This window comes from Streptacidiphilus carbonis (assembly GCF_000787775.1).
GTDB lineage: Bacteria > Actinomycetota > Actinomycetes > Streptomycetales > Streptomycetaceae > Streptacidiphilus > Streptacidiphilus carbonis.
The window spans coordinates 5,308-19,344 of the sequence record NZ_BBPM01000062.1 but is presented as its reverse complement, the minus strand read 5'-3'; the positions used below and the strand labels follow the sequence as shown (position 1 = coordinate 19,344).

General features: G+C 72.1%; 13 protein-coding genes. 3 read left to right on the top strand and 10 right to left on the bottom strand.

The features are described 5' to 3' along the window. The coding region (locus tag TR46_RS40235; protein WP_439654403.1) for a serine/threonine-protein kinase at window positions 1–1,301 on the bottom strand (1,301 nt) is incomplete at its 3' end. Window positions 1,302–1,616: 315 nt separating this feature from the next. Here TR46_RS40235 and TR46_RS31770 point away from each other — a divergent pair. Together TR46_RS31770 and TR46_RS31765 are read left to right on the top strand one after the other, a co-directional pair. Next, on the top strand, window positions 1,617–3,002 hold the full coding sequence (locus TR46_RS31770; RefSeq protein WP_063770716.1) for a class I SAM-dependent methyltransferase: 1,386 nt from the start codon (window positions 1,617–1,619) through the stop codon (window positions 3,000–3,002). A 58-nt stretch (window positions 3,003–3,060) separates the two neighbouring features. After that, window positions 3,061–3,708, top strand: a complete 648-nt coding sequence (locus TR46_RS31765; protein ID WP_030249568.1) for a TetR family transcriptional regulator — start codon at window positions 3,061–3,063, stop codon at window positions 3,706–3,708. A gap of 170 nt (window positions 3,709–3,878) precedes the next feature. Here the strand turns inward: TR46_RS31765 and TR46_RS31760 are convergent, their stop codons facing one another. Both TR46_RS31760 and TR46_RS31755 read right to left on the bottom strand, forming a co-directional pair. Further along, window positions 3,879–4,463, bottom strand: coding sequence for a nitroreductase family deazaflavin-dependent oxidoreductase (locus TR46_RS31760; RefSeq protein WP_084719112.1), 585 nt, complete (start codon window positions 4,461–4,463; stop codon window positions 3,879–3,881). 1 nt (window position 4,464) lies between these two features. Continuing rightward, window positions 4,465–5,766 carry an acyl-CoA dehydrogenase family protein gene (locus tag TR46_RS31755; RefSeq protein WP_063770715.1) on the bottom strand — a complete coding sequence of 434 codons (1,302 nt, stop codon included), beginning with the start codon at window positions 5,764–5,766 and terminating at the stop codon, window positions 4,465–4,467. Between the two features lie 129 nt (window positions 5,767–5,895). On the opposite strand from TR46_RS31755, the gene TR46_RS31750 reads away from it, so the two are divergent. Next, the gene (locus tag TR46_RS31750; RefSeq protein ID WP_042408623.1) at window positions 5,896–7,110 is read left to right on the top strand and encodes a thiolase C-terminal domain-containing protein; all 1,215 of its coding nucleotides are present in this window, start codon (window positions 5,896–5,898) and stop codon (window positions 7,108–7,110) included. 1 nt (window position 7,111) lies between these two features. On the opposite strand, the gene TR46_RS31745 is transcribed toward TR46_RS31750, so the two are convergent. The 7 genes from TR46_RS31745 to TR46_RS31715 form a co-directional block, all read right to left on the bottom strand. Next, on the bottom strand, window positions 7,112–7,876 hold the full coding sequence (locus TR46_RS31745; protein ID WP_236655610.1) for a hypothetical protein: 765 nt from the start codon (window positions 7,874–7,876) through the stop codon (window positions 7,112–7,114). A gap of 122 nt (window positions 7,877–7,998) precedes the next feature. Then, window positions 7,999–9,144: a galactonate dehydratase gene (dgoD, locus tag TR46_RS31740; RefSeq protein ID WP_042408620.1), complete on the bottom strand. Its 1,146-nt coding sequence runs from the start codon at window positions 9,142–9,144 to the stop codon at window positions 7,999–8,001. After that, on the bottom strand, window positions 9,141–9,854 hold the full coding sequence (locus TR46_RS31735) for a FadR/GntR family transcriptional regulator (protein ID WP_042408617.1): 714 nt from the start codon (window positions 9,852–9,854) through the stop codon (window positions 9,141–9,143). Before TR46_RS31735 ends, dgoD begins: the two co-directional genes overlap by 4 nt. 53 nt (window positions 9,855–9,907) lie before the next feature. Next, a complete protein-coding gene (locus TR46_RS31730; protein WP_042408613.1) occupies window positions 9,908–10,693 on the bottom strand; it encodes an SDR family NAD(P)-dependent oxidoreductase in 786 nt (261 codons plus the stop codon). A 123-nt stretch (window positions 10,694–10,816) separates the two neighbouring features. After that, entirely contained in the window at window positions 10,817–11,731 is a 915-nt protein-coding gene (locus TR46_RS31725) for a carbohydrate ABC transporter permease (RefSeq protein WP_236655609.1), read from the bottom strand. Beyond that, on the bottom strand, window positions 11,731–12,696 hold the full coding sequence (locus TR46_RS31720; RefSeq protein ID WP_042408611.1) for a carbohydrate ABC transporter permease: 966 nt from the start codon (window positions 12,694–12,696) through the stop codon (window positions 11,731–11,733). The genes TR46_RS31725 and TR46_RS31720 overlap by 1 nt, the downstream gene beginning before the upstream one ends. 1 nt (window position 12,697) lies before the next feature. After that, a complete protein-coding gene (locus TR46_RS31715; RefSeq protein WP_042408608.1) occupies window positions 12,698–13,984 on the bottom strand; it encodes an ABC transporter substrate-binding protein in 1,287 nt (428 codons plus the stop codon). Window positions 13,985–14,037 lie beyond the last annotated feature (53 nt).

Sequence of the window (14,037 nt, the reverse complement as noted above, 5' to 3'; positions counted from 1 at the left end):
CCCCGCCGCACCCAGCCGGTGGCGGCCGGCGGCAGTGAGTCGTCCGCCCCCGGGGCACCGGTCTCGCCCGCCTTGACGCCGGGGCCGATGGCGACCGAGCCGCCGAGCAGCTGCACCACCGGGGTGGGCGTGGTGAGCACCGGCGCCGGGGCCACTGCCTGCGCCAGGGCCGGCTCGGGATCCGGCGCACCCGCGTGCCGCCGTCCCCCTCCCGCGGCCGGCTGGACCTTCTTGGTGGGCGCGTACTCGTCCAGCGCGGACGGCGCGGACCGCTGCGCCAGCGGCGCCGGATGCGCGGTCCTGGGGTCGTACCCGGCCGACGGCGCCGGCACGGGCGCCGCCACCGGGGCTGCGGGCGGCGCGGAGACCGGGGCCGGGACGGGTGCGGGCACCGGCGGCGGGGGCGTGTTGCGCCGCCCCCGCTTGCGGTCGATCAGCTCCAGCGCCACCGGCGGCAGCCAGTCGCGGGAGTCGTCGTCCCCGTCGCCGTTGGAATACAGGTGCGGGGCCAGCTCGGACTGGATCTGGGCCGGGGTCAGCCGCCGCTCGGGCGCGGGCCGCATGCAGGCCTTGACCAGCGGGGCCAGGTCCGGCGCCAGACCGGACAGGTCCGGGGACTCGCGGAGCAGCATGAACACCGTCTCCACCGGGTTGGCGCCGTGGTACGGGGCGTGCCCGGTGGCCGCGTAGACCAGCATCGAGCCCAGCGAGAACACGTCGCTGGCCCCGGTCACGCTGCGGCTGTCCCTGGCCTGCTCGGGCGACATGTAGGCCGGGGTGCCGACGGCGACGTTGGTCATGGTCAGCCGGGTGTGCGAGACCCCGGCCGCGATACCGAAGTCGATCACCCGCGGTCCGTCCTCGGTGACCAGCACGTTCGAGGGCTTGAGGTCGCGGTGCACCAGTCCGGCGGCGTGGATCGACTGCAGCGCCTCGGCGATCCCGGCGACCAGCCAGCGCACGGCGCCCACCGGCATCGGGCCGCACTCGGCGACCAGGTCCTCCAGCGAGGGGGCCGGGATGTAGGCGGTGGCCAGCCAGGGCACCGGCGCATCGGCGTCCGCCTCGACCACCGCCGCGGTGTAGAAGCCGGACACGGTGCGCGCCGCCGCGATCTCGCGGGCGAAACGCACCCGGAACAGCTGGTCCTCGGCCAGTTCCGCACGCACGGTCTTGATCGCCACTCGTCGGCCCGCGGAGGACCTGGCCAGGTAGACCAGCCCCATTCCGCCCGCACCGAGGCGCCCGAGCACCTCGAAGGGGCCGATCCGCCTGGGATCGTGCGCCGTCAGCTGGTCCACGTCCTCAGCCACCTCCCCGTAGTTCCGCTGTCCCTGATTCTCCAACGTCGACGGCCGCTGTAGCCAACCAGCCCCGAAAAATCGTTCCCGCGGACACATGGAGCAGGGTCCCCATGGGGCAGTAGGCCATGCGTGTGGACACATTCGGCCGTGTCGCACGGCTGAATCGGGTTTTGGCAGGACGCCGTCGTTAGATGGACGAAGGCGCAGGCGCACGGGAGGCGCGGGATGGGTGGCAAGGTGACGCAGGCACAGCAGAAGACCCGGACCAGGGCACCGAGGAAGATCCTGAGGAAGGTCGATCCAGGTCAGGGCATGGCCGGCCAGCTGGTCCCGGTGCTGGAGGACCTGCTGGGCACCGAGCTGCCGATCCGGCTGCGCACCTGGGACGGCGGGGAGGCCGGTCCGGCCGGCGCCCCGGTGCTGGAACTGCGCAACCGGCGGGCGCTGCGGCATCTGATCTGGCGTCCGGACGAACTGGGGCTGGCCCGCGCCTATGTGTCGGGCGATCTGGACCTCGCCGAGGACAGCGACCTCTATGAGCTGCTGGACGCCGTGGTGCGGCTGGTCGAGCGGAGCAACACGGCCAGTCTGCGGCCCGACCCCCGCGAGGTCTTCGGCCCGCAGGGCCGACGGCTGCTCCGGACCGCGATCGGCACCGGGGCGATCGGGCCGCGCCCGCCGCTGCCGCCGGAGGAGGCCACCCGGGTCAAGGTCGCCGGCACCCGCCACTCGCTGCTGCGCGACCGCAAGGCGATCAGCCACCACTACGACGTCGGCAACGACTTCTACCGGCTGGTCCTGGGCCCGTCCATGGTCTACTCCTGCGCCTACTGGCCGACCGGGACGCACACCCTGGAGGCCGCCCAGGAGGCCAAGCTCGACCTGATCTGCCGCAAGCTGGGCCTGCGGCCCGGCATGCGGCTGCTGGACGTCGGCTGCGGCTGGGGCTCGCTGCTGCTGCACGCCGCCGAGCACTACGGCGTCGAGGGCGTCGGGGTGACGCTCTCGACCGAGCAGGCCCGCGGCGCCCGGGAGCGGATCGAGCAGGCCGGGTTCTCCGACCGGCTGACGATCCGGCTGCAGGACTACCGCGAGGTCGACGACGGCCCGTACGACGCCGTCTCCAGCGTCGGCATGGCAGAGCACGTCGGCTCCGAGCAGTTCCGCCGCTACGGCACCCAGCTGTACGGGCTGCTGCGCAAGGGCGGGCGGCTGTTGAACCACCAGATCGCCCGCCGGCCCAACCTGCCCGGGGAGGACTACCGGATCAGCCCCTTCATCGCGGCGTACGTCTTCCCGGACGGGGACCTCGCGCCGATCGGGCAGACCGTCAGCCTGCTGGAGGAGTCCGGCTTCGAGATCCGCGACGTGGAGTCGCTGCGCGAGCACTACGCCCTGACGCTGCGGGCCTGGGTCGGCAACCTGGAGGCCGACTGGGACCGCGCGGTCAAGCTCACCACCCTGGGCCGGGCCCGGGTCTGGCGGCTCTACATGGCGGCCTCGGCGCTGGCCTTCGAGGAGAACCGGATCGGGGTCAACCAGATCCTCGCGGTGCGCACCGGAACTGACGGCGACAGCGGTCTGCCGCGCAGCCGGGAGGAGTGGCTGGACCGTGCGGTGCGGCCGGCGCCGGACGACGCCCAGGCACCGGCGTCGGACGGGTCCTCAGGCCCTGGATCCGGCGGTCCGTCAGCCTGACGGACCATTCGGGCCACTGCCGAATAGCGCGGGGATCTTGCCACGGTAAACTGACGGCATGACAGGACAAGTTCGCACCGTCGACGGGCGTGTCGCCGGGCGACGCGGGCAGGCGACGCGGCAGAAGCTGCTCGAATGCCTTAGCGAGATGCTCAGCACATCGCCCTACCGGGACGTCAAGGTCATCGACGTCGCCCGGATGGCCGGTACCTCCCCCGCAACGTTCTACCAGTACTTCCCCGACGTCGAGGGCGCTGTCCTCGAGATCGCGGATGGAATGGCCCGGGAAGGCGCCGCCCTGAAGGACCTGGTCGCCGAGAAGTCGTGGGCCGGCAAGTCCGGCTACCAGACGGCTGAGGAGCTGGTGGAAGGCTTCCTCAACTTCTGGCGCGACAACGAGGCCATTCTCCGCGTGGTGACGCTGGGATCGGCAGAAGGGGACAAGCGGTTCTTCAAGATCCGCATGAAGATCCTCAACGCCGTGACCAACTCGCTCACGGACTCCCTCAAGGCCATGCAGGACACCGGGAAGGCGGACAAGTCGATCAGCGCACCGGCAGTCGCCGGCTCCCTGGTGGCCATGCTGGCCGCCGTCGCCGAGCACCAGAAGGGCTTCGACTCCTGGGGCGTCAAGGCCAAGGAGCTCAAGCCGAACCTGGCGCTCCTGGTCTACCTCGGCATGACCGGCAAGAAGCCGCCGAAGTGACGCACTAGCAGCGCATAGCAGCACCGTCCTGGGTCGCGGGCCCCGGCCGCCTGTCCGGTCGGGCCGAGCTGCCGGGCGTGCCTCGGGGGAGGTACTCCGGTTCGAGCCCCGCACCCTAGTCCATCAAGGGCGGTCGTCCCAGCAATGGGACGGCCGCCCTTCGCTCTGCCTCAGCCGTCCTGCCCGTCCGCCTCCACCTCCGCCTCCGTCTCCGCTTTCACCTGCACCGGCGTCAGCCGGAAGATCCGGATCTGCCGCTCGATCCGAGCCTGGTAGGTCGCGTACGGCGGCCACATCCGGAGCAGCGCCGCCCAGGCCCCGGCCCGCGCCTCGCCCTCCAGCAGCTGGGCGGTCGTCTCCACGGTCCGGCCCCGGTGCTCGACCAGGGCCTTGCCGTTGGCGATCAGGTTGCCGGTCCAGGCCGGGTGGTCCGGGCGGCCGAAGTTGCTGCCGATCACCAGGAAGGTGCCGCCGGACTCGGGCAGGCAGGCCATCGGGGCCACCCGCGGCTGCCCGCTGCGTCGGCCGGTGGTCGTCAGGAACAGCGACGGCAGCATGTACTGGCTGATCATCACCTTGCCGCCGGTGATCCGGTGCACCATCTTGTCCATCGGCGGCAGCACCCGGGGAGCGATCCTGGCGAAGACCGGGCTGGACGAGACCTTCTGGACCACCGCCTCCAGCCGGGAGCTCGGCGGACGCAGCTCCGGTCCCGGGGCCGGCGCGGGGGCGGGTGTGGATGCGGGTGTCGCCATGTCAGGCCTCCTGGCGGACAGTGACGGGGGCGGGGGTAGGGACGGGAGCGGGGACGGGGACGGGGACGGGCGTCGGGCCGAACAGGTTCGCGAGCTCCGCGGCGCGGGCGCGCAGCAGGTGCGGCGGCCCGAACAGCAGCTCGTCGGCGGCGGCCCGCTTGAAGTAGAGCTGGGCGTCGTGCTCCCAGGTGATGGCTATCCCGCCGTGCAGCTGGACGGCGTCGGCCGCGGCGGTGCGCAGCGATTCCAGGGCGTGTGCCAGCGCCAGCGGCACAGCGGTGGCCGCCGCAGCTTCGCCTTCCCCGCTCCTGTCCCCGGTCTCCTCGTCCCGCTCCAGGGTCCAGGCCGCGTAGTGCACCGCGGAGCGGGCCGTCTCCACGGCGACGTACACATCCGCGAGGCGGTGCTTCACCGCTTGGAAGGACCCCACCGCCCGGCCGAACTGCTTCCTGACCTGCACATACTCCACCGTCCTGGTCAGGCACTGCTCAGCCGCGCCGACCGCCTCCGCCGCCACCGCGAGCGCGGCGTAGAGCCCGGTACGGGCAAGGCCGGGCGAGGCGTCGCGCTCCGGGTCGCCGAGCGGGACGGCCGGGGTGTCGCGGAACTCGACCCGGGCCAGGGTCCGGGTGTCGTCCATCGCCGCCAGCCGGGTACGGGCGAGGCCGGGCGAGGCGGCTTCCACCAGGAACAGCACCGTGCGGCTGCGCGGAAAGCCCCCGGTATGGGCGGCGACGACCAGCAGATCGGCGCGGGCGCCGTCCAGCGCCTCCCCGGCCTCGCCGTAGAGCAGCCAGCCGTCGCCCTCCGGGGCGGGCCGCGCCTGGATGCCGCCGGCCCGGCCGCCGCCCGCCGTCGTGCCGTCCGGCAGGCCGTCACCGGGGCCGGCGGGGATCAGCCCGAGTGCGAGCGCGGGCGCGGCGGCGGTGATCAGGGCGCCGGTACGGGCGCCGCCCGCCAGGGCGGGCAGCAGCTCGGCGCGCTGCTGCCCGGTGCCGAGGATGCGGACGGCGGTGGACGCCAGCACCGAGGAGGCCAGCAGGGGCGACGGCAGCAGCGCCCGTCCGCTCTCCTCGCAGGCCAGGGCCAGCTCCACCGGCCCGAGGCCGATCCCGCCGTACGCCGTGGGAAGGGCGAGTCCGGGCAGGCCGAGCTGGTCGGCGAGCCGGTGCCACAGTTCGGCGTCGTAGCCCTGCGGGTCGGCGGACGCCGTTCGCACCTCGTCGGGACCGCTGTGCTTCGCCAGCAGCTCCCTGAGAGTGCGGCGGACGGCTTCCTGTTCCGGGGTCAGCGCGGGGTCCATGCCGCCTCCTCTTTTTAATCTGACGATCCGTCATACTAGAAGCGCGGATCCGCAGGGCACAGAGGCGCGCGGCCATAAATCTGATGTACCGTCAGATCTCGTGTCCACGCCCGAGGGAGCTGATCACCCGTGCCCGCGCCGTCACTGCACTCCCCCGTCCCGGAGAGCTCGCCGCGCCGCCGCAGGGTCGCCGTCGTCGGCGCGGCCCTGGCCGACTGCGGCCGGGTGGACCAGGCCACCCCGTTCCAGCTGCACGCCCAGGCGGCACGGCGCGCCCTCGCCGACTCGGGTCTGCCGCGCGAGCTGGTCGACGGCGTCGCCTCGGCCGGGCTCGGCATCCTCGCCCCGGTGGAGGTGTCCGAGTACCTGGGGCTGCGTCCGACCTGGACCGACTCCACCTCCGTCGGCGGCTCCACCTGGGAGGTCATGGCCGCCCACGCCGCCGACGCGATAGCCGCCGGCCACGCCGAAGCCGTCCTGCTGGTCTACGGTTCCACGGCACGCGCCGACCTCAAGGCCCGCCGCCGCACCGCCGGAATCGCCCTCGGCGCCCGCGGCCCGCAGCAGTTCGAGGCCCCGTACGGGCACACCCTGATCTCCAAGTACGCGATGGCGGCCCGCCGCCACATGCACGAGTTCGGGACCACCCTGGAGCAGCTCGCCGGTGTCGCCGTCCAGGCCAGGGCGAACGCGGCCGCCAACCCCGACGCGATGTACCGCACCCCGCTGACGGTGGACGAGGTGCTGGCCGGGCCGGAGATCGCCTCCCCCTTCACCAAGCTGCACTGCTGCATCCGCTCGGACGGCGGCTGCGCCGTGCTGCTGGCCGCCGAGGACTACGTGGCCGACACCCGGCACGACCCGGTCTGGATCCTCGGCACCGGCGAGCACCTCAGCCACAACCTGATGTCCGAGTGGGAGGACTTCACGGTCTCCCCCGCCGCGGTCTCCGGCCGCCTCGCCTACCAGCGGGCGGGCGTGACGCCCGAGGACATCGACCTGGCCGAGATCTACGACGCCTTCAGCTACATGCCCTTGGTCTCCCTGGAGGACCTGGGCTTCTGCGCCAAGGGCGAGGGCGGCCCCTACGTCGACGCCAAGGCCGGCCGCCTGCTCCGCGACGGCGGACTCCCGGTCAACACAGACGGCGGCGGGCTGTCCGCCTGCCACCCGGGGATGCGCGGGCTGTTCCTGATCGTCGAGGCGGTACGGCAGCTGCGGGGCGACTACGCCGGAACGGAACGCCAGGTGCTGAAACAGGACGCTCTCCCGCAGTTGGCCCTGGTCAGCGGGACGGGAGGTTGGTTCTGCTCCTCGGCGACGATGGTGCTGGGCCGGGGGTGAGCTACCGGCCCGCGGTTCCCTCCGCCCGGCGGTAGCAGCTGACCGTCATCCGCCAGCGCACCTCGCCCCCGGCCGGAACCACGGCGCAGTCCCCCTCCCGGGCGTCGGCCAGGTCGAAGACCCGTCCGAGCATCGGCTCCACTCCGATGCTGCGGTACGGGCCGGGCTGCGGAAACCCGCGCAGGTTGCGCCACAGGGCGACGGAGGCGGGCTGTGCGTCGGCCTCAAGGTCCATGCGCAGCTGGTCGGTTCCGTCCACGATGAGCGCCGAGGCCGGAGCGCCCGGCCCGTCGGCCCTATAGACGACCGCGCCGACGGCGGTGCCGTCGTCCGGGCCGAGACTGCTCAGGTGCAAGCCGTGCGGCTCGGGCCAGTCCCCCTCGATCCAGCGCGCTCCCTGCGGCCAGGGGGTCGACAGGTACGCCGCCGCTTCGGGGAAGAGGCGCACCCTCGCGGCCGGATCGAGCCGCACGGTGGCCCCCGGGCCCACGTCGAGCAGCGCGTGCCCGGCCCACACGAAGCGGTATCCCGGCGCGGCGGCCAGCCGGTAGTCCGCGACGACCGCACCTCCGGACACCGAGATCCGCCGGGTCAGCTCGAAATCGTCGCAGCACACCTCATGTTCGAGCCCCGCACCGTCGAGGGCGGTCCAGGCGCGGCTCCACGCCTCCCCGTGGTCGGGCGTCCCACGCACCGTCGGGACGCACTCCTCCAGTCCACCCGCGTCCACGAAGGCATCTCCGACCTCGACCTGACTGCGCCTCATGTCGTCACGGCGCCAGAGCCATTCGCGTCCGCCGCTGTACAGGGACGTCCATCGCCCGCCGTGTTCGGCATTGATGCGCACATCGAGCGGGACGGGTGTCGCAGTCACCTCGGCGCCCGGATTCACCACTCGGCCAGCGAACCGTCGTCGTGCCGCCAGACCGGGTTGCGCCAGCTGTGGCCGATCCGGTCGGCGGCACGCACTGCGTGCTCGTCCACCGTGACTCCCAGCCCCGGCAGTTGGTTCCGGACGGCGTGACCGTCCACGAAGCGGAAGGGCTCGGTGTCCAGCACGTAGGAGAGCAGGTCGGCGTCCTTGTTGTAGTGGATGCCCCGGCTCTGCTCCTGGATCAACAGGTTCGGCGTGGCGAAGCCGACCTGCAGGCTCGCGGCGAGCGCGATCGGACCGAGCGGGCAGTGCGGGGCCAGCAGGGCGCCGAAGGTGTCGGCGAGCGAGGCGATCCGGGTGACCTCGCTGATGCCGCCCGCGTGCGAGAGGTCCGGCTGCACCACCGCGATCCCGGACTGCAGGACCGGCAGGAAGCCGGCGCGCCCGTAGATGCGTTCCCCGGTCGCGAGCGGCACCGCGCTCAGGGCGGTCAGCGAGGCGAGCGCCGGGTGGTGCTCGGGGAGCACCGGCTCCTCCACGAACAGCGGCCGGAACGGGGCGAGTTCGGGCAGCACCCGGCGGGCGGTGGCCGGGGTGAACCGGCCGTGGCAGTCGACGGCGAAGTCCCGGCCGGGGCCGAGCGCCTCGCGGGCCGCCGCGGCGCGCTGGACGACCGCGTCGACCTCGGCGGAGGTGGCGATCGGCGAGACGATGCCGCTCGCGTTCATCTTCACCGCGGTGAACCCGGCCTCCACCTGCTCGGCTATCGCGTCGGCGAGCTCGGCGGGCTCGTCCCCGCCGACCCAGGCGTAGACCCGGACCCGGTCCCGCACCGGACCGCCGAGCAGCGCGTGCACGGGGGCGTCGTAGGTCTTGCCGGCGATGTCCCAGAGGGCCTGGTCGATACCGGCGACCGCGCTGCCGAGCACCGGGCCGTCCCGGTAGAAGCCGCCCTTGGACAGCACCTGCCAGTGGTCCTGGATACGCAGCGGGTCCTGGCCGATCAGGTACTCGGCGAGGACGTCCACCGCGGCGCGGACCACCTCGGCGCGGCCCTCGACAACCGGCTCGCCCCAGCCCACCGTGCCGTCGTCGGTCTCGATCCGGCAGAACAGCCAGCGCGGGGGCACCATGAAGGTCTCGATCCTGACGATCTTCATTCTTCGGCGTCCGTTCCCGGCCGGAGCCGTTCCTCGTCGGTGATCGCCTTCTCCAGCAGGGCGCGCATCGCGGCCTCCGCGGCGTCGGGGTCGCGTGCCCGCACGCCGTCGAGTACCGCGCGGTGGCTGGGCACCGGGTCGTCGGAGTGCTGCGCCGTACCGTGCACCAGCTGGTCGCGGGCGGCGAGAGCGGATTCGAGGACCGCCTGCATCCGGGTGAGCAGCTCGTTGTGGGTCACGTCGAGCAGCGCACGGTGGAAGGCCAGGTCGGCCTCGACCGCGCCGTCCGAGTCGGCGGCCCGCGCCATCGCCGCGAGCGCCGCGTCCAGCCGGGCCAGGTCCTCCTCGGTACGGCGCTCGGCGGCCAGCCGCACCGCCGCGGGCTCCACGATCCAGCGGACCTCGTTGAGGCTGCGCAGCAGCGAGACGTCCGCCTCGGCGGAGAACTGCCAGCGCAGCACGTCCGGGTCCAGCAGGTTCCAGTCCGCGCGGGGACGCACGAAGGTACCGCGCTTCTGCCGCGCGTCCACCAGGCCCTTGGCGGCGAGCACCTTGAGCGACTCGCGCAGCGCGGTCAGGCTCACATCGAGCTCGGTCTGCAGTGCGCCCAGGTCGAGCGTTGTGCCCTCGGGCAGTTGACCGCTCAACACGCGTCGGGCGATGTTGGCCACGAGCTGGCCGTGGACACCCCGACTTCCGTACAGCGACATGTCTTGCGCGTCCTTAGATTTGTGGAGCCTTGAACTGTTCTGGGTGCCCGGCCTCAGGCGGAGGCCTTGGCGACGCTCCACCCGCCGTCGACGACCAGACTGGCGCCGGTGACGAACGAGGCCTCCGGGCCGGCCAGGAAGGCGATGGCCGCGGCCACCTCGTCGGGTGTTCCGAAGCGGCCCGCGGGGGTGGCGTCGACACTCGATCTCCGGTCCTGCTCGCTGACCCGGTCCCAGGCCCCGCTCATCACCGGTCCCGGCAGGACCGCGTTCACCCGCACCAGCGGGGCGTACTCGACCGCCAACTGCCCGCACAGTCCCAGCAGCCCGCCCTTGGCCGCGGCGTAGGCGGGATGCCCCGGTATCCCGACCCGCGCGTGGACCGAGGAGACCAGCACGATGCTGCCCCGCCGCTCGCGCAGATCGGCCAGCAGCGCGCTGGCGCCGAGGAACGAGGCGGTGAGGTTCACCGCGAGCTGACGCTCCCACGAGGCGAGCCCGGTCTCGTGCAGCGGTGCGACCTCGACCGTGAAGGCGTTGCTCACCAGGACGTCCACCGGGCCGAACCCGTGCGCGGCGGCGACGACGCGCTCCCAGTCCTGCCCGTCGGCCGCGTCGGCCCGGACGAAGTCCGCCCGACCGCCGGCGCTCCTGATCGCCGCGCAGACATCCGCCCCCTTCGGCGACACGTCCGCGACGACGACCGCCGCGCCGTCCCGCGCCAGGCGCGCGGCCGTGGCCGCGCCGATCCCCGACGCCGCGCCCGTCACCACGGCCACACCACCGGGCAGGCGGCCGCCGGAAGGACGCTCGGCGGGCTCGGATTCCTGTCTGCTCATCGTGCGAAGACTCCTCGACCCCGGCAGGCCCCGGCCGACCGGACTGGACTGACTGTAGACGGTGTCACCGGCCCCGTCCCGGCAGCGGGCGGCGCAGCGGGCGGCGCAGCGGCGGTACGGCGGTCACTTGACGGCTCCCAGGTTGAGGCCGGAGATGAAGTGCCGCTGGAAGCGCAGGAAGACGGCGACGGTCGGGACCGCGGCGATGACGGACCCGGCGGCGATGACGTTCCAGTAGGACACGAACTGCCCCTGCAGGGTCAGCAGGGCCGGGGTGACCGGCATCTTCGACTCGGTGATCAGCACGGTGATCGGCCACAGCAGGTCGTTGAAGATCCAGGTGAAGGCGAGCGCGCCTAGCGCGGCCAGGGCCGGCCGGGTCAGTGGGAGCACGATCCGCCAGTAGATCTGGAACGGCCCGGCTCCGTCGATCAGCGCCGCCTGCTGGATCTCGGCCGGGATCGAGCGCATGAAGCCCTGCAGCACGAAGACGTAGAAGCCGAGCCCGAAGCCGACCTCGACGACGATCAGCGTGGTGAGGGTGTCGTAGACGCCGAAGACCTGGCTGAGCTTGGCCACCGGAACCAGCAGGATCTGCGGGGGCAGCAGGTTGCCGCCGAGCATCACCAGGATGAGCGTGCGGCGCAGCGGGATCTCGTAGCGGCTCAGCGCGAAGGCGGCCATCGACGCCAGCAGCAGGGTCAGCGCGACGCTGGGGACCGCGATCACCGCGCTGTTGACCAGCGCGTGCTCCATCCCGCCGCCGGTCCACGCCGAGGCGTAGTTCCCGGGGTGGAACGAGTGCGGCAGGGCGTTGAGCCCGTGGCCGAGCACATCGTCGGTGGAGCGCAGGCTGATGATCAGGATGAGGGCGATCGGCAGGAACCAGACGGCCGACAGCAGGATCGCACCGGTGTGGAACCCGGCCGTGCGCAGCGACCTGCCGGGCCCGCGGCGCGGCGCCGGACGCGCGGCGGACGACATCGCGGACGGCCTGGCGGACGGCACCGCATTCGGGCCGGGTGTGGTCGCGGCCATCAGTCGGTCTCCTTGAAGGCGCGGATCAGGTAGCTGACGATGACCCCGAAGGCGAGCACGAAGATGACGACGGCGAGCGCACAGCCGTAGCCGAAGTCGGTGTTCACAAAGGCGGTCTGGTACATGTACGTGCTCAGCAGTTGGGAGGAGTTGTAGGGGCCGCCCTGGGTCAGCGACCACACCACGTCGAAGGAGCGCAGCGAGTCGATCACAATGACCGACAGCACCACCGCGTTGACGCTGCGTAGTTGAGGCAGGGTCACATTGCGGAACTGCTGCCAGGCCGAGGCTCCGTCGACCTTGGCCGCCTCGTGGAGCGCGGGGTCGATGCCTTTGAGTCCGGCCAGGTAGAGCACCATGACGTAGCCGATCTCCCGCCACAGCGCGGGGAGGATCTGCGCGTAGAGGGCGGTCCTCGGGTCCGCCAGCCAGGCGTGCTGCCAGCTGCCCAGGCCGATCGCCGACAGCAGGCCGTTGGCCAGGCCCCTCGGCTGGTACAGGGTCTGCCACATCAGTGCGGTGGCCGTCAGCGAGAACACCACGGGCAGGAACAGCGCGGCCCGGTAGACCGCGATGCCGCGCCGTTCGCGCTGGAGGAACATCGCACAGCCGAGGCCGCCCGCGGCTGAGACCGTACCGAACAGCACCAGCCAGATCGCGGTGTTCTCCAGGGCCTTGCGGAAGACCGGGTCGTCGAACATCCGCCGGTAGTTGTCCAGGCCCGCGAAAGTCGGCGGGTTCACGCCGTTCCAGTGCGTGAGCGAGATGTAGACGCCCTGGATCGCCGGCCAGAACACCGCCACGGACTCGATCAGCAGCGGGACCACCACAAAGGCGATCAGCAGCGGCGACGGGCCGAACGGCTTGAACCGGCGGTCCCGTCGGGGCCCGCGCGAACCGCGCACGCCGAGCCCGCCCGCGGTCGCCGCGCCTGCGGGGTGCGCCTGGGTGGAAGCGACGCTCATGTCAGGAGTTCCATACTTTTTCCGCCTGCGACTGCCAGGTGCTCAGGATCGAGTCCAGCCGGCCGGGGTTCTGGATGAAGTCGACCAGTGCGGTGTCGGCCGTGTTCTGCAGCGCGTCGGTGGAGTCGCGGTTGAAGAACTGAGTGAGGTCGGCCGCGGCGGCGAGCATCGCCTTGCCCTTCTGGACCAGGGGCGTGGCGGGCGATGTGGCCTGCGGGTTGGCCGGGATGACCGTCCCCGAGGAGGTCTGCGTCCACATGTTCTGCGCCGTCGGCGTGGTCATCCAGCTCATGAAGTCCATGACCGCCGCGCTGTTGCCGGTGTGCGAGCTGGCGAACAGACCGTCGGTCGGCGCCTCCTCCACGTCCGGTACGGAGGGGTCGAGGACCGGGAACTTGAAGAAGTCGAGGTCGTCGAGGGAGCCGGCCGGGACCGCGTCCGCGAAGAAGGTACCGGTCAGCAGCATCCCGGTCTCGCCCTGCAGCAGCTGGTTGGAGGCCTCCTGCCAGGAGACCGCGGTGCCGTTCGGGTCGAAGTACGGCAGCACCTGCTTCCAGGCGTCGAAGACCTTCACCACCTGGGGATCGGTGAACTTGTGCTGCCCGGCCAGCAGCCCGCGGTGGTACTCGGCGCCGTTGATCCGGATGTCGAAGTAGTCGAACCAGGCCGAGGCCACCCAGGCCGTCCCGGTGCCGGCGCCGAGCCCGATCGGGATGACGCCCTTGGCCTTGATGGTCTGACAGACCTTCAGGAACTCGGCCCAGGTGGTCGGTTCGGACAGGCCCCACTTCTTGAACTGCGACTTGCGGTAGAAGACGCCCCACCAGTAGTAGTCCGTGGGCACGAAGATCTGCTTGCCGGAGGCGTCGGTGCTCAGGGTCTTGAGCGCGGTGGGGTAGTTGCCCAGCGAGCTCCAGACCTTGCTGACGTCGAGCAGCAGTCCGCGCGCCGAGTAGTGGTTGGCGTCGGAGCCCGCGTACCAGGTGTAGATGTCCGGCGGGTTCGCAGAGGTCAGATAGGTGGGCAGCAGCGGCTGGTAGGTGGTCGCCGCCACAGTGTTGAGCTTCACCGTGTACGTGCTCTGCTTGTTGTACGCGGCGACCAGCGACTTCATGGCCTTCTCGGCCAGCGGCGAGGACAGGTCGGACTGGAGGGTGACCGCACCGCCCTTCTGCGCGGCACCGCCGCTCGGAGTGGTCGCCGTGGCGCACCCGCCGAGCGCGACACCGGCGCCGAGCGCGCCCATCCCTGCGAGGAATCCGCGCCGGGAGGGTTCGAATCTGGACATGGCTGCTCCCAAGGGGTGGTGGGAAACGTGTGTGGGGGTGGGATGGGGGTGTG